This is a genomic window from Brevibacillus nitrificans, assembly GCF_003710965.1.
Classification (GTDB): Bacteria; Bacillota; Bacilli; order Brevibacillales; family Brevibacillaceae; genus Brevibacillus; species Brevibacillus centrosporus.
This window is the reverse complement of the sequence record NZ_RHHU01000020.1, coordinates 89,846-109,570: the sequence shown is the minus strand read 5'-3', so window position 1 is coordinate 109,570 and position 19,725 is coordinate 89,846. Positions and strand designations below refer to the sequence as shown.

At 52.3% G+C, this 19,725-nt stretch carries 18 protein-coding genes; 11 read left to right on the top strand and 7 right to left on the bottom strand.

The genetic code is table 11. The annotated features are described in order from the left end of the window. The first annotated feature begins 54 nt into the window (after positions 1-54). From EDM59_RS27370 to EDM59_RS27350, 5 genes are all read left to right on the top strand, one after another. Positions 55-1,644, top strand: coding sequence for an ABC transporter substrate-binding protein (locus EDM59_RS27370; RefSeq protein ID WP_122926532.1), 1,590 nt, complete (start codon positions 55-57; stop codon positions 1,642-1,644). 86 nt (positions 1,645-1,730) lie between these two features. After that, a complete protein-coding gene (locus tag EDM59_RS27365; protein ID WP_092268351.1) occupies positions 1,731-2,648 on the top strand; it encodes an ABC transporter permease in 918 nt (305 codons plus the stop codon). 15 nt (positions 2,649-2,663) lie between these two features. Further along, complete coding sequence (locus tag EDM59_RS27360; RefSeq protein ID WP_092268350.1) at positions 2,664-3,590, top strand: ABC transporter permease; 927 nt, start codon at positions 2,664-2,666, stop codon at positions 3,588-3,590. An 11-nt stretch (positions 3,591-3,601) separates the two neighbouring features. Continuing rightward, complete coding sequence (locus EDM59_RS27355) at positions 3,602-4,564, top strand: ABC transporter ATP-binding protein (RefSeq protein WP_122926531.1); 963 nt, start codon at positions 3,602-3,604, stop codon at positions 4,562-4,564. A 14-nt stretch (positions 4,565-4,578) separates the two neighbouring features. Beyond that, entirely contained in the window at positions 4,579-5,577 is a 999-nt protein-coding gene (locus EDM59_RS27350; RefSeq protein WP_122926530.1) for an ABC transporter ATP-binding protein, read from the top strand. A 42-nt stretch (positions 5,578-5,619) separates the two neighbouring features. On the opposite strand, the gene EDM59_RS27345 is transcribed toward EDM59_RS27350, so the two are convergent. Beyond that, complete coding sequence (locus EDM59_RS27345) at positions 5,620-6,135, bottom strand: stalk domain-containing protein (protein WP_122926529.1); 516 nt, start codon at positions 6,133-6,135, stop codon at positions 5,620-5,622. A gap of 260 nt (positions 6,136-6,395) precedes the next feature. On the opposite strand from EDM59_RS27345, the gene EDM59_RS27340 reads away from it, so the two are divergent. Then, the gene (locus EDM59_RS27340) at positions 6,396-7,079 is read left to right on the top strand and encodes a uracil-DNA glycosylase (RefSeq protein WP_183193062.1); all 684 of its coding nucleotides are present in this window, start codon (positions 6,396-6,398) and stop codon (positions 7,077-7,079) included. A 78-nt stretch (positions 7,080-7,157) separates the two neighbouring features. Here the strand turns inward: EDM59_RS27340 and EDM59_RS27335 are convergent, their stop codons facing one another. Continuing rightward, positions 7,158-7,799: a thiamine diphosphokinase gene (locus EDM59_RS27335; RefSeq protein WP_122926527.1), complete on the bottom strand. Its 642-nt coding sequence runs from the start codon at positions 7,797-7,799 to the stop codon at positions 7,158-7,160. A gap of 79 nt (positions 7,800-7,878) precedes the next feature. Continuing rightward, positions 7,879-8,106, bottom strand: coding sequence for a 2Fe-2S iron-sulfur cluster binding domain-containing protein (locus EDM59_RS31520; protein ID WP_246011274.1), 228 nt, complete (start codon positions 8,104-8,106; stop codon positions 7,879-7,881). Between EDM59_RS31520 and EDM59_RS31515 the strand changes: the two genes are divergently transcribed. Both EDM59_RS31515 and EDM59_RS27325 read left to right on the top strand, forming a co-directional pair. Further along, positions 8,001-8,282, top strand: coding sequence for a hypothetical protein (locus tag EDM59_RS31515; RefSeq protein WP_246011278.1), 282 nt, complete (start codon positions 8,001-8,003; stop codon positions 8,280-8,282). The two genes, EDM59_RS31520 and EDM59_RS31515, sit on opposite strands and share 106 nt — an antisense overlap. 157 nt (positions 8,283-8,439) lie before the next feature. Beyond that, positions 8,440-9,357: a GNAT family N-acetyltransferase gene (locus tag EDM59_RS27325; protein WP_122926525.1), complete on the top strand. Its 918-nt coding sequence runs from the start codon at positions 8,440-8,442 to the stop codon at positions 9,355-9,357. An 18-nt stretch (positions 9,358-9,375) separates the two neighbouring features. On the opposite strand, the gene EDM59_RS27320 is transcribed toward EDM59_RS27325, so the two are convergent. Further along, positions 9,376-10,185, bottom strand: a complete 810-nt coding sequence (locus tag EDM59_RS27320) for an Fpg/Nei family DNA glycosylase (RefSeq protein WP_122926524.1) — start codon at positions 10,183-10,185, stop codon at positions 9,376-9,378. A 196-nt stretch (positions 10,186-10,381) separates the two neighbouring features. Here EDM59_RS27320 and EDM59_RS27315 point away from each other — a divergent pair, with 196 nt between their 5' ends. The 3 genes from EDM59_RS27315 (at position 10,382) to EDM59_RS31250 (ending at position 14,498) form a co-directional block, all read left to right on the top strand. Next, on the top strand, positions 10,382-11,539 hold the full coding sequence (locus EDM59_RS27315; RefSeq protein WP_122926523.1) for a THUMP domain-containing class I SAM-dependent RNA methyltransferase: 1,158 nt from the start codon (positions 10,382-10,384) through the stop codon (positions 11,537-11,539). Between the two features lie 33 nt (positions 11,540-11,572). Further along, complete coding sequence (locus EDM59_RS27310) at positions 11,573-14,197, top strand: DUF4855 domain-containing protein (protein WP_122926522.1); 2,625 nt, start codon at positions 11,573-11,575, stop codon at positions 14,195-14,197. 64 nt (positions 14,198-14,261) lie between these two features. After that, positions 14,262-14,498 carry a hypothetical protein gene (locus tag EDM59_RS31250; RefSeq protein WP_183193061.1) on the top strand — a complete coding sequence of 79 codons (237 nt, stop codon included), beginning with the start codon at positions 14,262-14,264 and terminating at the stop codon, positions 14,496-14,498. A gap of 1,694 nt (positions 14,499-16,192) precedes the next feature. Here EDM59_RS31250 and EDM59_RS27300 read toward each other — a convergent pair. The 3 genes from EDM59_RS27300 to selD all read right to left on the bottom strand — a co-directional run bounded on the left by EDM59_RS27300 (position 16,193) and on the right by selD (position 19,694). Beyond that, entirely contained in the window at positions 16,193-16,831 is a 639-nt protein-coding gene (locus EDM59_RS27300; RefSeq protein WP_122926520.1) for a hypothetical protein, read from the bottom strand. A gap of 142 nt (positions 16,832-16,973) precedes the next feature. Continuing rightward, a complete protein-coding gene (locus tag EDM59_RS27295) occupies positions 16,974-18,224 on the bottom strand; it encodes an MDR family MFS transporter (protein ID WP_122926519.1) in 1,251 nt (416 codons plus the stop codon). 408 nt (positions 18,225-18,632) lie between these two features. Next, positions 18,633-19,694: a selenide, water dikinase SelD gene (selD, locus tag EDM59_RS27290; protein ID WP_122926518.1), complete on the bottom strand. Its 1,062-nt coding sequence runs from the start codon at positions 19,692-19,694 to the stop codon at positions 18,633-18,635. Positions 19,695-19,725: the final 31 nt, after the last annotated feature.

Below are 19,725 nucleotides of genomic sequence, written 5' to 3'. Positions count from 1 at the left end.
TGGAGTCGTGAGTAAAAGAGAAAAGAGAGCGAATAAAGATTAGGGGGCGTACACATGAAAAAACGTCTAGCTGGATTCGGGCTTGCCGCCATTTTGGCGCTGTCTACCGCAATCGTCGGCTGCAGCAGCCAATCGTCGACTACAACGGCACCAACACAGGAGCAAGCAGCCCAAGGAACCGCTGCTCCTGCTGCGAACGATACGGGGGAAAAAGTCCTGACATTTGCCAGCGGCAGCGACATTGTCAGCTTCGACATTCACGACCACAACAACACTTCAACAGAAGCGGTTCATGTAAACATGTTCAACTATCTGGTTAAGAAGGATAAGAATCAAAAGGTTCAGCCTGATCTGGCGACTTCCTGGGAAATCGTCAACGACAAGACGTGGCGCTTCAAGCTTCGTGAAGGTGTAACCTTCCACAATGGAGATCCATTCACGGCAGAAGACGTGAAATTTACCCTGGAGCGGATCGCCAAGGATCAGAAGCTGTTGGAATACGGCAACTACAAGCAAATTAAAGAAGTGAAAATCATTGACCCGCATACGGTTGAAATTATCACCAACGAATCGGAGCCCGTGCTGTTAAACCGGCTCTCCCGCCTCGGCTCAAGTATGCTGCCGTCTAAATACATCAAGGAAAAGGGCTGGGATGAATTCCTCAAAAATCCGGTCGGCACAGGTCCATACAAATTCCAGGAATGGAAGCGTGACGATCGCTTGATCCTGGTGAAAAACGATCAGTATTTCGGCGACAAGCCCAAATGGGACAAGCTAGTTTTCAGAGCGATACCGGAGGATGCGACTCGTGTGGCGGAGCTGATGACTGGCGGGGTAGACATCGCGGTGAACATTCCACCGAGCGACATGGAGCGGATCGAGAGCAATGAAGGCACACATGCGGTCACGGCACCTACGCAGCGGGTCATGCAGCTATCCTTGCGTACTACACCGGGAACCGTGACAGAAAATCCAAAAGTGCGAGAAGCGATTGACCTCGCCATCGATGAAAAAGCAATCGTGGACAACATTCTGGCAGGCGGCGGAACTCCTACACGTACGCGCGTGACCGCAGGAAACTTTGGGGCTGACCCAGAGCTGTATGGCAAATCACTCTATGACCCGGAACGTGCGAAGCAGCTCCTCGCTGAAGCAGGCTACCCGAATGGTGTGGACATTTCTTTCAGCGCAACAAGCGGCCGCTATCTGAAGGACAAGGAGACTGCCGAGCTGATTCAGGCGATGCTGGCAGAATCGGGCATTCGCGCCAAGCTGGATCTGTTGGAATGGAGCAAATTCAACGACACGTACAAAGCGAAAAAATTTGGTGAAGTGTTTATGATTTCCTACGCAAACTCCATGTTTGATGCTTCCTTGGCGTTTGATCGTTTGACGACCGAGCGTGCGAAAGGCGAGTCTGACTACAGCAATCCAGAGGTTGATAAGCTGCTGAAGGAAGCCGAAAAGAACATGAATCTGGATGAGCGTGCAAAGCAGTATGTAAAGGTACAGGAAATCATTGCGGAAGAACGCCCTCAAATCTACATGTACCAAATGAATGCAAACTACGGGGTAAGCGACAAAGTGAATTTCGAGCCTCGTTTGGATGAAATGCTTTTTGCGGATGAGGTCACCAAGAAGTAAAAGGGAAACCAGGAAAGTACCCGGGAGGAGGTCTCTTCAAGCTGAGACCTCCTCCTGTATCCAAAAACTCTTGCGGAGGTGACACCATGAGGCAGTACTTGCTGAAATCCTTGCTCCAGATCATTCCCGTCCTGTTTTTGATCTCTATCATTGTGTTCGTGCTCGTGTACTGTACCGGCGACCCGGTTTCTCTGATGTTGTCCGATACGGCTACGGACGAGGACCGGAGGATCTTGATTGCCGCTCTTGGATTGGATCAGCCATTGTACATCCAGTACTTCACGTTTATCGGACACCTGTTCCAGGGTGACTTTGGAAACTCATTCCGTTACGACATGCCTGCACTGCCGATTGTAATGGAGAGACTTCCCGCTACGTTTGAACTGGCGATTGCCGCCATGCTTGTGGCAACCGTCATCTCCGTTCCTCTAGGCATTCTCTCTGCTACGAAGCGCAATTCATTCCTCGATGTCCTCTTTTCCGGAAGTTCCGTTTTAGGAAAGGCAATGCCGCATTTTTGGCTAGGGATCATGCTCATCCTGTTATTTGCGGTGGAGCTAAAGGCTTTGCCGGTATCTGGCCGAGGGACATTGGCGCATTTAATCCTGCCTGCTTTCACCTTGGGGACTGGCATTGCAGCAGAGATGACCCGTCTGATACGCTCCAGCATGCTGGAAATTCTGAACCAGGATTACATTCGCACGGCTCGCAGCAAAGGCTTGCTGGAATCGATTGTCGTGTACAAGCATGCCTTGCGAAACTCGATGATTCCCGTCGTGACGATCATGGCCTTGCAAACCTCGACACTGATCGGAGGTACGCTGATTACCGAGACCATCTTCTCTTGGCCGGGAATGGGTCAGTTGATCATTCAGGCGGTCAATACCCGGGATATGGCGATCGTTCAGGCAGCTGTGTTTGTCGTGGCAATCCTTGTCATCTTCAGCAACCTGCTGGCAGACATTCTCTATCGTGTCCTGGATCCGCGTATCAAGTACAACTAAACGGAGGTGAGCCGTGTGTCTGCATCCTTGGAAACACAAACGCCGCAACTACAGAGCATAGGCAAACCGGTACAGCATACCGGACAGTTTAAACGATTGACTCGCATGCTGTTTAAAAGCAAGACGGGTACAATCGGATTTCTTATCGTCATTGCCGTCGTGTTCATGTCCATCTTTGCGGGTGCGATCGCTCCGCATGACCCGGCTAAAACGCAGGCGGCCAAACGCTTGAAGCCGCCCATGTGGATGGAGGGTGGATCCTCCGTACATCCATTGGGAACGGACAACCTGGGCAGAGACGTATTGAGCCGGATCATTTACGGTTCGCAGGTATCGCTCATGGTCGGAATCTGTGCCGTCATATTGGCAGGGACGATCGGCGTCATACTAGGGCTGGTCTCCGGTTATTACGGAGGGTGGATCGACAGTATTATTATGCGGACGGTTGATGCGTTTCTGGCGATTCCCAATATATTGTTCATGCTGGTTATTCTAGCTGTCTTGGGCCCAAGCTTGGTGACGCTGATCCTCGTGCTGGGATTTACCAACTGGGTAAAGTATGCGCGGATCATTCGCAGTGAGGTATTGGGGGTAAAAGAGCGAGACTACGTCAAAGCGGCTCGAACCGTCGGAGCCAGCAATCAACGAATTATCCTGACGCACATCCTGCCCAACGTCATCTCTTCTTTTATCGTGGTTTCTACTTTGAGCGTAGCCACCACGATCATCGCAGAAGCGTCGCTGAGCTTCCTCGGGCTGGGCATTCAGCCGCCGACCGTATCGTGGGGTGGTATGCTAAGCGACGGCAGACAGTACCTGGCTACCAGCTGGTGGGTCGCTACTTTTCCGGGAATTGCCATCACGATTACGGTGCTCGGCATCATGTTCCTCGGGGACTGGCTGCGCGATATTCTGGATCCACGGATGAAGGCGAGAAAGTAGGGGGTGGTCAAATGGAAACGAAATTGCTGGAAGTAAGGAACCTGCATACGCACTTTAAAACGGAAGAGGGAGTGGTTCCTTCCGTGAATGGAATCTCCTTTTCTGTTGCCAAAGGCGAGACGCTGGCTATCGTCGGAGAATCGGGTTGCGGCAAAAGCGTTACCTCCCTTTCGATCATGGGTTTGGTGGCTCCGCCAGGACAAGTGGTGGGCGGGGAAATCTTGCTCGAAGGTCAAAACTTGCTTGCGTTGAACAAAAAAGAGCTTCGCAAGCTTCGCGGCAACAAATTGTCGATGATCTTCCAGGAGCCAATGACCTCGCTCAATCCGGTCTTCACGGTTGGAAACCAGCTGGGTGAGGTGTTTCGTCTTCACCAAAACATGGACAAGCAGCAGGCGCGCGGGCGAAGTATAGAAATGCTGGAGACAGTCGGAATTCCGAGAGCGGATAAAGTGGTTGATTATTTCCCGCATCAGCTTTCCGGAGGGATGCGTCAGCGCGTGATGATTGCGATGGCTTTGGCTTGCAATCCAGCTCTATTAATTGCGGACGAGCCGACGACTGCCCTCGATGTAACCATTCAGGCGCAAATTTTGGAGCTGCTGAAAAAATTGAACGATGAATACGATACGGGTGTAATCTTGATTACGCATGACCTCGGTGTCGTTGCCGAGATGGCTGATCGAGTCGTCGTCATGTACGCAGGCGAGGTGGTGGAGCAGGCAAACGTATTTGAGCTGTTCGTAAGTCCCAAGCATCCATATACAAAAGGTTTGCTTGGCTCCTTGCCCAAGCTCGACGAACAGCGGGAAGAGCTGGAATCCATTCCAGGTGCCGTTCCGAATCCGCTGGAAATGCCAGGGGGCTGCGCGTTTCACCCCCGCTGTCCACTGGCAACCGAGCAGTGCCAATCCAAGAAGCCGTCGCTTGTCGAGGTGGCTCCAGACCATCTGGCACGGTGCTTATATGCGTAAGGAGGGAATGCACCATGAATCAGACGCAAGATAAGTTGCTAGAGGTGAAAGGGCTGAAAAAACACTTTCCGTACAAGCAAGGCATGTTTTCCAATAAAATGGGCCATGTGCGGGCTGTTGACGGCGTTGACTTTACGGTGTACCGAGGAGAAACCCTCGGGATCGTAGGGGAGTCAGGCTGTGGTAAATCAACAACGGGACAGATGATTCTCCAGCTGCTGGAGCCAACGGAAGGGGAAATCTGGTTCGAGGGCAAGCACCTGACGGGACTCGATAAAGGAGAAGAGAAGGCGATCCGGCGGAACATGCAGATGATCTTTCAGGACCCTTATTCTTCCTTAAATCCGCGGATGCGAGTAGAGGATATCGTGGCGGAACCACTTCGGGTACACGGTTTGGGGCGTGGAAGGGAGATCCGGGAGAAAGTCGTGGAGCTGCTGCGGCTAGTCGGACTGGATGCCCATCACTTGAGTCGTCATCCCCATGAATTCAGCGGTGGGCAGCGACAGCGTATCGGTATCGCACGGGCGCTCGCACTCCATCCGAGCCTGATCGTCTGCGACGAAGCCGTTTCGGCCCTCGACGTATCCATTCAGTCACAAATCTTGAATCTGTTGAAAAAGCTGCAAAAAGAGCTTCAGCTAACCTACATTTTTATCTCGCATGGACTTCCAGCAGTCAAGCATATCAGCGATCGGATCGCCGTCATGTATCTGGGCAAAATCGTAGAACTGGCTGAACGGGACGAGCTGTTCGAAAGACCCATGCATCCCTACACGGAAGCACTGCTATCGGCTGTTCCGATTCCGGACCCGACCCAGCGCAAAGAGCGGATCGTCTTGCAAGGAGATTTGCCGAATCCAGCCAATCCGCCGTCAGGCTGCCATTTTCACACGCGCTGTCCGTACGTTCAGGACATGTGTCGTCAGTCGGCACCCTCGCTGCAGCAGCGAACAGATGGCCATTTTGTCTCTTGCCATTTTCCTCTGCAGGAGCTGCGTAATCTCATATAAAAAAAGAACAGCGGCCCCCCTAAGGCTGCTGTTCTTGATTTATTAAAGCAAGGATTTGATTTCTCCGGTATTCGGATTCACCACAAACCAGCCGTAAGTGCTCGTATAGCTGTCCCCAGATTGGAAGTTGTTCACGACCGTTTGATAAACTTGAATAACATAATGGCCTTTTTCGTCGTCGTGATCGTATTCCACTACATGGGTTGGCGTCAGGCTGTTGGCGAATTTCTTTTTAACCAGCTCGACTGCCTCCATTTTGGAGTACATTTTGGCTACGGGGAGCTTCCCGATAAAGATGGATTTCGATTTTGCATCATAAATCACGGGCTTGTTCAGATTTTCCGCAACAAAGCGGATCGGAACGTATACAGAATTTTTGTACATAATGCCTTGCACGTCGCTCGAAGGCGATTTGGGTACTCCTTCAAAATAGTAGGTGAACGGTGTTTTTGTTCCCTCGGTGGCATCTGGAAAAGCTGGAGCTGCGATGGCGATCCCGGAGAACAAAACCGAGCCCACGACAATGCCCCCAACAAACGATTTGATATCCCATTTCATGTTGTAAACCTCTTCCCTTTCTGTATCTAAATCTTCCCAAAAAATATTATGGCAAAAATCGACAAGAACAGCTATCAAGCAAGGGTACTAGGAAACAAAGACTAGAAAAATCGAAAAAACGGGCGAAAAGGGAGTAGTCCTAGGTAGAAAGCTCTGAATCGTGTTGAATAGACGCCAGTGGAATTGATCCATATCTTTTCTCTCGTGGCGGCAGCCGTTATGATAGAGTAGAAGAAAACTTTCGGACAGGTGAGAAAATCATGTCGATTTTGCAAAATGACTGGGGCAAGGTACTGGCTGACGAGTTTGAAAAGCCCTATTACTTGAGGCTGAGACAGATGCTCAAGGAAGAATATCAAACGCAAACGATTTATCCCGATATGTACAGCATCTTTACAGCCCTTCATTTGACTGGCTACGAGAACACCAAGGTCGTTATTTTAGGACAAGACCCGTACCACGGACCGGGACAAGCTCATGGCCTGAGCTTTTCCGTCAAGCCGGGGATCAAGCCGCCGCCTTCCCTGCAAAACATTTACAAGGAGCTGCAGAGCGATCTGAACTGCACGATCCCGCAGCATGGCTACCTGACGCACTGGGCAAAGCAAGGTGTGATGATGCTCAATACCGTGCTTACTGTGCGCAGCGGTACTCCCAATTCACACAAAGGCTTGGGGTGGGAGACGTTTACGGATCAGATCATTACTCATCTGAACGAACGGGAAACGCCTATGGTGTTCATTCTGTGGGGCAAGCATGCCCAGGAAAAGGCAGCATTCATCGATTCCCGCAAGCATTTCATCATTCAATCGCCGCATCCCAGCCCGTTTTCCGCCAATCGAGGCTTCTTTGGCAGTCGTCCTTTTTCGCGGGCAAACGCGTTTCTGCGATCCAAAGGCATTGCGGAAATTGATTGGCAGCTGCCGCTTGAACCGGAAGAGTAAACGGTATGTGAAAACAAAAAAAGGATCGCCGTCAATGGTTAGACAGGCGATCCTTTTTTTGCGTGTTTGCTAGGGGAGTTAGTCCTTGCTCTTGATAGCGAGCAGAAGGCCCGTTTTCACGGTAATCGTTCCCAAATCAGCGGTCAGCACATTGCTGATGCCAATGGTATCGCCAATGCGGAGAGTGGCATCCTGGAGCGGATATTGAAAGCCACACAGCGTAATCCCGGTTACCTCATGGCTGAAAGGAAGCAGAGAGACATGTGAGAAATGATCACGCTCGACGGTGAGCTCGCGGTCGATCAGGTGAATTTCGTTGGTCTCGTCCACGATTTTGCAATTGATCCGGGCAACTAAGGCTTTCTGAAGCAAATGAACATTGGCCAGGGAATGGTCAAACCGGGAGCCCAAAGCACCTAGCAGTACGATTTCGGCTGGCTGCTGCTCCAGTGCCCAGGTGAGCGCCATTTCTGTGTCGGTCAAGTCCTTCATAACCGGGTCACAGGCGGAAACGTACCCGCTATGCTGTTCGATTTTTGCCCGTTCCTCGACACTTACCGAGTCGAAGTCACCGATAGACAGGCGAGGAGATAAACCGTGCTGGATGAGGAATAAGGCCCCACGGTCAACCCCAACCAGCCAATCCTCCTGTCGAATATAGCGAATCGCCCATTGTCCGAGGTTTCCACCAGCGAACAGCAAGATTCGATTTGGTTTCATGGAGTAGCCACCTCTATTTTACTGTGAGAATGTATTAGATTCGTCGTTCATCCTTGACCTGGCCTCGATAGAGATTTTCTTATTGCCTCTGTAGCGTGGATGAAAAGCTGCTTTGGCATGCAAGGCGATACCCTTGGGCGAGCTTTGTGCCCAGCTTCTCCTGTTCGCGGGCGTTTGGTTTGGTTAAGGACGAGCTTCCCGTTGTCACCTGTACGCAGCATTTGCCGCAATGCCCTTGCAGACATTTGTACGAGAGTGCTTGCCCTTGTGAGAGGGCGGCAGACAGGAGCGATTGCCCAGGAGCCATCCGGACAGAAAACCTCTGCCCGCGCTGCGTCACGTGCACGAAGGGATTCGTGCTTGACCTCGGAGCAGCTGATTGCCTTGCTTCCTGACGAGGGCGTGCAGGGAGCGGAGTATGTACCAGTTGAGGAGTCGGAGCGCTGGGAACAGTGCGCCCAGCGATCAACGAGCCTACCGTGAGTGATTTGCGCATGGAAACCTCCGGGAAACAAACTTTTATTCATCTTATCATGCCAGCTGATAGAGGGACAGATGGGGGTTTTGTCGAGTGAAAGTGATTGAATTTTTAGTTTTTATTGATTAAAATAATTTTACTAAAGGATTGGAAGGTGATTCCATGATCTTCATCAAGCGAATGAGTGACTGTACGTTTTCTGAAGTAACAAAAGCGTGGAACAGAGGCTTCGAAGGCTATTTTTTCCCGGTTGCCATGACCGAGGAGATGCTGGTGCAGCGTCTAGGTGCGGAGGGCTACGTGCTCAGTCTGTCGGTTGTTGCTTTTGACGATCAGGAGCCGGTGGGCTTAGTGGCAAGTGGTCTGAGAACAATCAACGGCCGAAAAATCGCGTGGAATGGAGGTACCGGAGTCGCAACAGCCTACCGTCGGAAGGGACTGGGGCGCCAGCTGATGGAAGCTACCTTTCAGCTGTACGAAGAAGCAGGGGTACATGATGCCACACTGGAAGCCATCAGTGAAAACGAGAAAGCAATCGCTCTGTATGAACAGCTTGGATACGACGTGGTAGACAGACTGATTTTCTGGCAGCGGACGGATGCTCTTCCCGAAAATCCTTTCGGCATACAAGATAGCGCAGGCTATCGCGTTCGCCACGTTCTTGCGCAGGAGGCAGCACAGTTGCCTTACTATCAGTCCAATGCTCCCTGGCAAAACCAATGGCAGAGCATGCGGGATGGAGAAGCCTTGGTTGTCGAGGACGCAGTGGGTCAGGAGGTTGGCTACGCCATGTACAAGCGGGTAGCAAGCGACGCTGGGAAAGTCACTGCCATCGCCCTTCGCCATTGTGTCGCTCAGCCCGATCATGCAGATGCAGATACCATCTTGCGGGTAGCTTTGACAGAAATGTACGCTCCTTATGAGCTGGAATGCCGCCGTTCAACCTTTAATCTGCCTGCTTCTCAGGAGCAGCTCTTGCACATCCTGCAGGAAGCCGGCTTCGGGCCATCGGGTACGGAACAGGTGTACATGGTGAAAAAGATGAAAATGCCAGAGACCGTAGCGGAATTAGCTGAGTAGATAAGCCTTTGCTAGTTGCTAGTTCTGGCAATGCGAGCAATAAAAGACTTTGCGGGAGGAGAGCTTGTCGCCGACGATTGCATGTTTGCAGCGTGGGCAGGGTTCTCCTCCTCTGTCGTATACCCGGCAACGTTCGTCAAAGCCTCCGGTGAGCCCGTCCCCTCGGTAAAGCGGAGTATCCATGTACCCGCCAAATTGTATGGCTTCTTTCAAAACAGCCTGCATGGAGCGAAAGAGCTGTGCGACCTCTTCCGAAGTGAGGTCGGGAATGCGACGGGTAGGTAAGATACCGGCATGAAAGCAGATCTCGTCCGAGTAGCAGTTGCCGATACCGGCGAGCCAATGCTGGTCGACAAGAGTCGTCTTGAGTATACCTCGTTTTCCTGACAGCAGCGAAGAGAAATGAGAGAGTGTAAAGGTAGGGGCAAGTGGTTCGGGACCGAGCTCGGAAAGTCGTTCATCGATTTGGGCCGTGGTCAAAAGATGCAGGTACCCCAGCCGCAAGCCGTGAAAGTAAAGAATTCGGCTGCCAAAGGAAAGCGTCACCTGCGCAGTGCGCTCCAGCTTGTCCTCTGCTGTTCCGAGATAGAGAAAGCCGCCCAGCATCAAATGGAGCAGCAGGACAAAATTGTTTTCCAGATGAAACAGGATATGCTTGCCGCGACGGTCGACGAGGGTTATTTTGTTCCCGACTACGATCTGGGCAAAGTGTTCAGGAGGGGTGTTGATGGTCTTTTCCCTTTGTACGTGGGTATCTGTAATCGTCAATCCATTGATTTGTTGCTGGAGCAGTCTGCGATAGGTCTCCATCTCGGGTAATTCAGGCATAGCAGCCTCCTTTTGAATAGTACGTTTCGATCTAAATAGGTTTTCCCGTCATTTCCCAGATCATGCCGCGCAGAGAGGGCCGAAAAAGTGGCAGTTTTCTTACATAAGGACAAGATTACCAACCCTATGCCCAAATCGGGTAATATAGTATAAAGGGATAGCCCATTAGCGAAGGCATGAACAGGAGAAAAGTGGAATGCAAAAAGTGGAATTGATCGCTACGGCGACATTTGGATTGGAATCAGTGGTAGCAGAAGAGGTAAAAGCACTTGGCTACACGGATGTGCAGGTGGAAAACGGCAAGGTAACCTTCACCGCAGAAATTTCTGCGATAGCTCGTACAAATTTATGGTTACGAACGGCCGACCGGGTGCGTCTAAAGATAGGGGAGTTCCAAGCGACGACGTTTGACGAGCTGTTTGAGAAGACCAAGGCGCTGCCATGGGCGGATTGGATCACGGAAGATGGTACGTTTCCCGTGGAGGGGAAGTCGGTAAAGTCTACGTTGTTCAGTGTGCCTGACTGTCAGGCGATCGTGAAGAAGGCAGTCGTGGAAAGTCTGAAAAAGACGTACAAGCGCGATTGGTTCGAGGAAAATGGACCGCTGTACAAGATTGAGGTCGCTCTGCTCAAGGATGTGGCCACGCTGACCATCGATACCTCGGGGCCCGGATTACATAAGCGCGGCTACCGCGAGCTGATTGGTACGGCACCACTCAAGGAGACGATGGCCGCGGCGTTGATCATGCTATCCCGCTGGAAGCCGGATCGGGTGTTCATGGACCCGTTTTGTGGTTCGGGTACCATTCCGATTGAAGCTGCCTTGATCGGTCAAAACATCGCGCCAGGCATGAACCGGGAATTTGTTTCCGAGAGCTGGCCGACCATCCCGAAAGCGGCATGGAGAGAGGCGCGGGCGGAGACGCATGACTTGGCTCGCTACGATCAGAAGCTGGAGATCATCGGTACGGACAATGATGAGGAGATTTTGAAGATCGCGCGCAGAAATGCTTCGGAAGCAGGCGTAGACGATCTGATTCACTTCCAGCGCATGGACGTACGCGATATCCGAACGAAGAAAAAGTACGGCTATCTGATCTGCAACCCGCCTTACGGGGAACGTCTGGGCGAATGGAAGCAAGTGAGCCGCATGTACGGGGAAATGGGCAAAACCTTTGCCGCGCTGGATACCTGGTCTTTTTACGTCATCACGTCAGACGAATTGTTTGAAGAGCATTTTGGACGCAAGGCGAGCAAGAAGCGGAAGCTCTACAACGGAAACATGAAGGTAGATTACTATCAGTTTTTTGGACCAAAACCGCCTCGTCCGTCAATGGTTTCCCCTGCCGAATAGGAAAAAAGAGAAGGGGTAATTGGAGGAGAGAAAATGAGCAAGAAACGAATGGGGAGTCGGATTGTAGCTGCTTGTCTGGCGTTGTCTACGCTCGTGGCTACAGGGGCTCCGATGGCGGGAGCTGTGCCTGATACGACCAGTACGGCTGTAGAATCTGGGCAGGATCAAGCTGTCGCATTCACCGACTTGGGCAACAGCTATGCCAAGGACGCGATCAACCGGTTGGCATCGCTTCAATTGATCGGTGGTCAAGGAGATGGGCTCTTTCATCCCCAGGACAAGATTACCCGTCAAGATATCGCTGTTTTATTGAGTAAAGTAGTGGGATTGCAGCCGGAGTCAACGGATGATGCGATCTTTGAAGACGTACCAGCGGACAGTCCCTATGCGCCGTATATCTACGGCCTGTCCGACTTGGGGGTCATGAACGGGAGAAATAACAATACGGTGGGAGCCGCTGACCCACTGACCAGACAAGAGCTGGCCGTATTGCTCTCCCGGCTGATAAAGGCCAGTCAGGTTGCGAAAGCTGTGAGTACCACTGAGGTCTCGTACAGTGACGAACAGGATATGGCGGGCTATGCCAAAGAAGCCATCGCCGAAGTTACGAACCAGCGCTGGATGCAAGGCGCAGGTGGCAGCTTCAACCCACTGGGAAATGTGACGCGTGCCGAAGCAGCCGTGATTGCGGAGCGCGTGTTGAATGCGCGTTTTCAGCAGGCCGAGCAGGCGGATTTTACTTTGAATACCGCAAGTCTGAGCTTGATGGCGGGTACGAGTGAGCGCGTAAAGGTAGCGAGTGCCAACGGAGAAAAGCTTCCGTTTACGCCGATCTACGCATTTGATCGACCAGAGCTGGGGAGCATTTTGCCGGATGGAACCTTCGTTGCCGGGCCGACACCGGGCAAAGGGAATGTGAGCGTCACCATGGGCTACAAGACGAAAACCATTCCTGTCGAGATTACCAATGCGCCACAGCCTGAACAACAGGAGGAACAGAAGGACGATTCGACTCAGGCTGTTTCGGAGCCTTCGAGCGAAGCAGCAGCGACTGTGGATGAGTCGCAGCCTGCAGAGAACGAAGAGGCGGGAGAGGCAGCTGAACAGGACGATTTGGTCAACGTGGCTCCCGGCAGCTTTACTTCGGTAAAGACGTTTGGACCGCCAGACTCCTATTTCCAGACCGTGGAGAAGCAGTATCCTGGTCCGGTAGGTGGACTGGTAACACCGTCTGAAGAGTGGACCGGGTTCAATCGGCAGTTCGGTCGGAAGGTGACGGTAGCCCTTTCGCAGGATAAGCCTTTGGAAAGAGTCGCACTGACGTTCAGACAACAAAAGTCTTCGGGCATCACCATGCCGGAATCGATGGACGTCGAAGTATCACGGGATGGGAAAGCTTGGTCGTATGCAGGAAAAGTCGTTCATGATGTCCCTGCGTCCGAAGACAAGCAGGTCGTGCGTACGTTGAGTGTGACGCTCCCGGATATTGAGGCGCGCTACGTTCGCGTGTCCTTCCCGGTAAAAGTGTTTGCCTTTGCGAGACAGCTCGAAGTATGGGCAAACGAGAGCAGCTCATGGGAAGGTGGAGCTGTGCTGCTGCCACCGCCAAGTCCGACGCAGATGATGGAGGACAAAAAGGCCGGAAACCGCGTCGAGAATATGCTTTTGGCGTATTCTGGAGCTTATGGTGATCGAGGAAACTGGACGAAAGACGACTTCCTGCCAATGGTCGGCTATCGCACCAGTGACGGTTATATGCGTGACCAAATGTTCGATACGGTTCTCTTTTTGCCTTATCAGGACATGGCAGCCACCAAGGTAGGCTGGCAAGGGTACCTAAATGACCTGTTTGGGACGAACCGCCAGCTGGATGCCTTGAATAGCGCGATGCGGGAGTACAACCGCCTAAGAGGCACCCTGTATACCACACCAACCCAGGAAAATGTCGTCTTGGCTTTGCCATACCCGGCGATGAGCCAGACCAACTTTGGCAAGCTTGCCGACAATAAGCCGTCGCTGTCCTTTAATCCGGCAGGCATCGGCGAGGAGCAAGCATACGAGAATCGCAAGCAGGCATTGGAGTGGTATTTCCAAGAGCTGTTAAAGCGATGGAACAAGGCGGAATACCCTTATCTGAAGCTGGAAGGCATCTACTGGTTCCATGAGCTGATCGAGGACGGCGCTCCCAAGGAACGTGATTTGATCCGCAGCATGGCGAGCATGGTCCATGACGAGGCGCTGCGCTTCTACTGGATTCCGTATTACGGCGCACCAGGTGTGCAGGAGTGGAAGTCGCTGTACTTCGACTACGCCTTCCTGCAGCCCAACTATTACAGCGACAAGCCCGTTCAGCTGGATCGCATCGAAGGCGTGCTGGATACCGTCAGCAAGTACGGGATGGGCGTAGAGATCGAGGGTGACGAGCGGATGTACCGCGATCCGAAGTTCTACCAGACCTATTACAACCAGCTCGTGGCCGCTCACAAGCTCGGCATGGACAAAAACAACGTCCACGCCTACTACTACGGCTCCAAGACGTTGATTCAGTCCGCAACCAGCACCGACCCGGTCGTACGCAGCATTTACGATGACACGTACAAATGGATGCGCGGCAAGTTTGACCGGGAAGAGTATTACGAAGGAAGCGAAATGCCATAAGGATTTTTCGCGCATAGGTAAAACGAAGAGCCTGTTCTCCTGAATCGGAGGGCGGGCTCTTTGTTTGTTTATGAATGTGGGGAAAAGCCTGTTTCCAAGCTGCGCTCCAGGCTACGTCCGCGGGGAAGTGAGGACTGTCCGCTGCGCCATGATCCCGAGGGAATCGCTAAAAGGGGGGAAAAGCCTGTTTCCAAGCTGCGCTCCAGGCTACGTCCACGGGGAAGTGAGGACTGTCCGCTGCGCCATGATCCCGAGGGAATCGCTAAAAGGGGGAGTCGCTGCGCCGCAGATTCAAGGGTAGCGATTCTTTGCCTCGGTCTTCATGGCTCCGCTGGGTAGGACTCCACAGTCGCTCCGCTTGAAAACATGCTTTTCTGGCGTGGGAAAAGATATGAAAAATAAAACCATTAGATTGTGAGTGGTGTGGGAAAAGCCTGTTTCCAAGCTGCGCTCCAGGCTACGTCCACGGGGAAGTGAGGACTGTCCGCTGCGCCATGATCCCGAGGGAATCACTAAAAGGGGAGTCGCTACGCCGCTGATTCAAGGGTAGCGATTCTTTGCCTCGGTCTTCATGGCTCCGCTGGGTAGGACTCCACAGTCGCTCCGCTTGAAAACATGCTTTTCTGGCGTGGGAAAAGACCTGAAAGCTAAAGCTATCAGAAAGTGATTGGTGTGGGGAAAGCCTTTTAAAGTTGCGCGCAAGTCTACGTCAGCGAGGAAACGAAGAATGTCCGCAGGGCTATGATCCCGAGGGAATCTCTAAAAGTGGAGTCGCTGCGCCGCTGATTCATGGGTAGCGATTCTTTGCTTCGGTCTTCATGGCTCCGCTGGGTAGGACTCCACAGTCGCTCCGCTTGGAAACATGTTTTTCTGGCGTGGGAAAAGACCTGAAAGCTAAAGCTATCAGAAAGTGATTGGTGTGGGGAAAGCCTTTTAAAGTTGCGCGCAAGTCTACGTCAGCGAGGAAACGAAGAGTGTCCGCAGGGCTATGATCCCGAGGGAATCTCTAAAAGTGGAGTCGCTGCGCCGCTGATTCATGGGTAGCGATTCTTTGCTTCGGTCTTCATGGCTCCGCTGGGTAGGACTCCACAGTCGCTCCGCTTGGAAACATGTTTTTCTGGCGTGGGAAAAGACCTGAAAGCTAAAGCTATCAGAAAGTGATTGGTGTGGGGAAAGCCTTTTAAAGTTGCGCGCAAGTCTACGTCAGCGAGGAAACGAAGAGTGTCCGCAGGGCAATGATCCCGAGGGAATCGCGAAAAGGGGTGTCGCTGCGCCGCTGATACATGGGTAGCATTTCTTTGCTTCGGCCTTCATGGCTCCGCTGGGTAGGACTCCACAGTCGCTCCGCTTGGAAACATGTTTTTCGGTCATAACTTTCTGGTTTAAAGATGCTCCATGCACGCACGCCAGCTTCCCCGGAAAAAGGTGAAAAAAGCGGAGGTATTAGGGACACAGCCCAGGTGGAATGGAAAAAACGGAACCTGTCTTTAGTGTCCACCTCTGAATAACATCGCAGAGACAACCACTTTGGTCGCGGGTTCCGTTTTTGGAATGGAGCTGAACAGGAATGGCCGCCCAGCAAGTGGCCCTACTACTGCAGTGTTTTCACCTTTTTCCGCCCCAGCCGCTAAGCTCCGAGCGATCTCAATCGGAAAGCATCGCAGCGCTTACCAACAAAGTTTTTCAAACGAAACAGCTACCCCGGAAAAAGGTGAAAAAAGCGGAGGTATTAGGGACACAGCCCAGGTGGAATGGAAAAAACGGAACCTGTCTTTAGTGTCCACCTCTGAATAACATCGCAGAGACAACGACTTTGGACGCGGGGTTCCGTTTTTGGAATGGAGCCGAACAGGAATGGCCTCCCTGCAAGTGGCCCTACTCCTGTAGCGTTTTCGCCTTTTTCCGCCCCAGCCGCTAAGCTCCGAGCGATCTCAATGGGAAAACATCGAAGCAAGCGCCAACAAAGTTTTTCAAACGAAACAGCTACCCAGCAAATTATCCGCGAACCGTCCCGCAAACCTGCTCATGCAAAGCAATCAAGTCCCGCAATATCAGCTCTCTCATCGCATGAAGCTGCGGGCACGGGTGGTAGTAGTTTTTCCCCGTTGCGCAAGGCTTGCCAAAGGTCGGGACACCTGCAGCAGCGATTTCCTGCAGCCAGCGCTCCTTTAGCGACGTAATGGCACGCGAAGTCTTCGCCATGCATCCCCACCCAAGCAGCATCCACGGATGCTTGACCAACTCATGGGAACGGGTAATGTGCTCATCGAGAGCCGTTTCACCTTTCTGCAAAAGATCTTCCAGCAGACCGATCGCTTCCTTGGCAGTCGGATGCTGCAAAGAAAAGAGGTTGTAGATGTGCAGCCTGCCGTTTAATGTGCCTTGCGCTGCCCTCGCAGAGTAGATTCCTTCGGTTAGCTTGACCAACTGGCGCATGGTTGGGTCCAGAGTGGTTTCGCCCATCGTGGCGTGATGCGGCGCAGGTCTTTCCCGGTACAAGGTGGACGAGCCCGGATTGAGCAAGAGACAGCTTCCCAGTGATTCAGATGACGTACCCCACTGAATATAGGCAGATGTCCGGTAAACGAACTCTCCCTTTGTCTTGAATGTAGCGTAAGCGCTCGGCTGATTCATGGCAAAAACCCTCCTGACGTGACCCTTCCTTCTACTACTCACTATATGCTAGTTTTTGAAGGCTAGTACGATTATGGAGGGGGAGGGGATGATCCGTAAAAAAGCCGCCACTGCCAAGCAGAGGCGACGAGGATCGTGCGTATTAGGAGTGAGCCGAATCATGCCCATCTTCCGGGATCAGGCGGAACAAAGGAATATACAGATACGCGCTGATCAACGTGAGAGCCAGAATGATGCCAAACACCCCTACAGGCGACAACCATTGCGAAATCGAGATAGACATGGGGGCAATGAAACGGCCAATGGAAAACTGCAAGGAGGACGCTCCCATGTACTGTCCGCGCGCATCCTCCGGAGAGTACTTACTGATAAAGCTCTGAGCGACTGGGGTACGGATCAGCTCTCCCAGCGTCAGAATGACCATACAGCCAAAGAGCAGCCAGATGTTCGTGGTAAAAGCCATCAGGAACATGCCAAACCCGTACAAAACAGACGAGATGACCAGGCTGTTGCGGTCGCTCCAATGCTGGAACCACTTTGTGACCGGGAGAGTAAACAAGACCACGAGCAAGCCGTTCAGTCCCATCAGCCAGCCAAAGGCACTGGTTCCACCAACCGTAAACGTCCAGTCTCCCCACCACATCAACGGCTGATCGTGAACGTGTTCTTTCACATACAGTGCCATGTACATGTCCAGCTGCATAAAGGCGATTGCTACCAGAACGCCAGCACCGATGTAGAGGGCAAACACTTTGTCCCGGAAAATGACGGCGTAGCCTTTGAACTGTTGGGTAATGGAGAAGCGTTCCTTGGAGCGTTCTGCACGAACTGTAGCAGGCAGCGTCTCCTTGATGAGAAAGAAAATCGAAGCGGCGAAAATCAGCTCGACAATCGTACAGATGAGCAGCAGCTCAAAGCGGTAATTCACAAAGAAGAAGGAGCCGAGGACAGGGCCTGCTACAACTCCCATGTTCATCGCAGTGTAAAAAGTAGCAAAGACAACGCGGCGGTCCTCCTCAGTCGTCAGGTCCGCCACCATCGCGGAGCTGGCTGGCCAATAAAGTGAGCTGGCAATCCCGATGCCGATGAAGGCAAAATAGTCGACAACAGGGGAGGGGGAAAAGGCAAAAATGGCAAACATCACCGACGATGTACAGAGAGAAAGCAGCATGGTCGGTTTGCGCCCCACTTTATCTGCCAAATAGCCCCCAAACAGGTTGGACATCATGCCCAAGAGCGGAGGAACCATCAGCATGATGCCTGCGATGTCTTTTCCGAATGAATCGCTGAAGTACAGGGCCATAAAAGGGAAGTACATCCAGAAAAACGTATGTGTAATGAGTTCGCCGACGAGTCGGACTTTTAGGTTTAAATCCCAAGTGCGCCACACCATGACAAAAAATCCTCCATTCCAATCTGATTCTCTGTCTGCAGGAGCCTTTGCACGCGAAAAAGCGCAAACGGGAGAGACGGTGCTCACTCGCTTGCGCTTTGACTATCGATATGTGGAGAAGGAGAGAAAAACCCCCTTTCATTCGAGAGCAAACCAGAGCATTTGACTCGAAAAAGAGAAGGGACTCCTAGCATCCTATCGGGAAAAAGACGGAAGCGGTTCCGGCATCCTGCAGTTTCTTGCTATAGATGGTTGATGAGAGGCAGCGCCCCTTATCAGAGGCCCACCTATGCGAAGACAACTACAGAAACGACCATGAACCAACACTCCCGTCCTTCAAAATTTTTCGTTAGATCAACTCTTGTTGACTAGAATACTGCAAACCTGGGTGGGGATGCAAGGAGAATTTTACAAAGGATTCGAAATAACCCGAATGGTTCCCGGATGTTCCGAAACAACCTCTCCGACGATCTGAGCCCATTCGATTCCACGAGCATGCAGCTCCTCCAAAAGACGAATTCCGTCCGATGCAGGCACACTGATCAGCAAGCCGCCAGAGGTCACAGCGTCACACAGGATCAGGCGGTCGAGCTCCTCCATACCCTCGGGGAACTGCACCCGGTCAGCGACCCAGCGGAAATTGGACTTGCTTCCACCCGGGATGATGCCTTGCCCTGCGAGTTCACGCGTCCCAGGAAGTACAGGAACCTCGTCCGCGTAAATGCGGATGCCCGCCTGACTGCCCTCTGCCATCTCCAGCGCGTGACCCAGGAGTCCAAAGCCGGTGACATCTGTGCAGGCATGTACCGGGAAGCTCTCCATGCATTCTGCTGCATATTTGTTCAAGGTAGCCATGACGTTCATGACCAGCTCCGTTTGTTCAGGCGACAGAGCATCACGTTTGATCGCGGTCGTCTGTATGCCGACACCGATGGGCTTCGTCAGGATGAGCACGTCACCTGGTTTTGCCCCGGCATTGGTCAGCACGCGGGAGGGATGAACGGTCCCGGTCACGGACAAGCCAAACTTCGGCTCGGGATCATCGATAGAATGTCCGCCGACAAGCACAGCTCCAGCCTCTGCTACCTTTTCCGCAGCGCCGCGCAAAATTTCCGTCAAGATCGAAGGATCCAGCTTCGTTATAGGGAAACCGACGATGTTCAATACGGTAATCGGCTTTCCACCCATGGCAAAAACATCACTGATCGCATTCGCTGCTGCAATTTTCCCGAACCAGTACGGATCGTCTACAATCGGAGTAAAAAAGTCGAGTGTTTGGACAATAGCCAAATCGTCATTCAGCAAAAAGACGCCGGCGTCATCTGATGTTTCTACACCGACTAGCAGGCGTGGATCACGAGCGGCAGGAGCAGGCAGGTTTTTCAAAACCGCCGACAAGGCATCTGGGCTAATTTTGCACCCACAACCGCCTTTGGTAGTAAAGGATGTCAATTTCACTTTTTCAGACATGTTATGGCCTCCTGATTTACGAGGTATAATA

Coding starts and splice junctions, on each gene's coding strand:
- EDM59_RS27310 (WP_122926522.1), top strand. CDS start 11,573: ATGAGCAAGAAACGAATGGGGAGTCGGATTGTAGCTGCTTGTCTGGCG.
- EDM59_RS27355 (WP_122926531.1), top strand. CDS start 3,602: ATGGAAACGAAATTGCTGGAAGTAAGGAACCTGCATACGCACTTTAAA.
- EDM59_RS27300 (WP_122926520.1), bottom strand. CDS start 16,831: ATGAATCAGCCGAGCGCTTACGCTACATTCAAGACAAAGGGAGAGTTC.
- selD (WP_122926518.1), bottom strand. CDS start 19,694: ATGTCTGAAAAAGTGAAATTGACATCCTTTACTACCAAAGGCGGTTGT.
- EDM59_RS27320 (WP_122926524.1), bottom strand. CDS start 10,185: ATGCCTGAATTACCCGAGATGGAGACCTATCGCAGACTGCTCCAGCAA.
- EDM59_RS31520 (WP_246011274.1), bottom strand. CDS start 8,106: ATGGCTCCTGGGCAATCGCTCCTGTCTGCCGCCCTCTCACAAGGGCAA.
- EDM59_RS27365 (WP_092268351.1), top strand. CDS start 1,731: ATGAGGCAGTACTTGCTGAAATCCTTGCTCCAGATCATTCCCGTCCTG.
- EDM59_RS27350 (WP_122926530.1), top strand. CDS start 4,579: ATGAATCAGACGCAAGATAAGTTGCTAGAGGTGAAAGGGCTGAAAAAA.
- EDM59_RS27315 (WP_122926523.1), top strand. CDS start 10,382: ATGCAAAAAGTGGAATTGATCGCTACGGCGACATTTGGATTGGAATCA.
- EDM59_RS27335 (WP_122926527.1), bottom strand. CDS start 7,799: ATGAAACCAAATCGAATCTTGCTGTTCGCTGGTGGAAACCTCGGACAA.
- EDM59_RS27295 (WP_122926519.1), bottom strand. CDS start 18,224: ATGGTGTGGCGCACTTGGGATTTAAACCTAAAAGTCCGACTCGTCGGC.
- EDM59_RS27345 (WP_122926529.1), bottom strand. CDS start 6,135: ATGAAATGGGATATCAAATCGTTTGTTGGGGGCATTGTCGTGGGCTCG.
- EDM59_RS27340 (WP_183193062.1), top strand. CDS start 6,396: ATGTCGATTTTGCAAAATGACTGGGGCAAGGTACTGGCTGACGAGTTT.
- EDM59_RS27325 (WP_122926525.1), top strand. CDS start 8,440: ATGATCTTCATCAAGCGAATGAGTGACTGTACGTTTTCTGAAGTAACA.
- EDM59_RS27370 (WP_122926532.1), top strand. CDS start 55: ATGAAAAAACGTCTAGCTGGATTCGGGCTTGCCGCCATTTTGGCGCTG.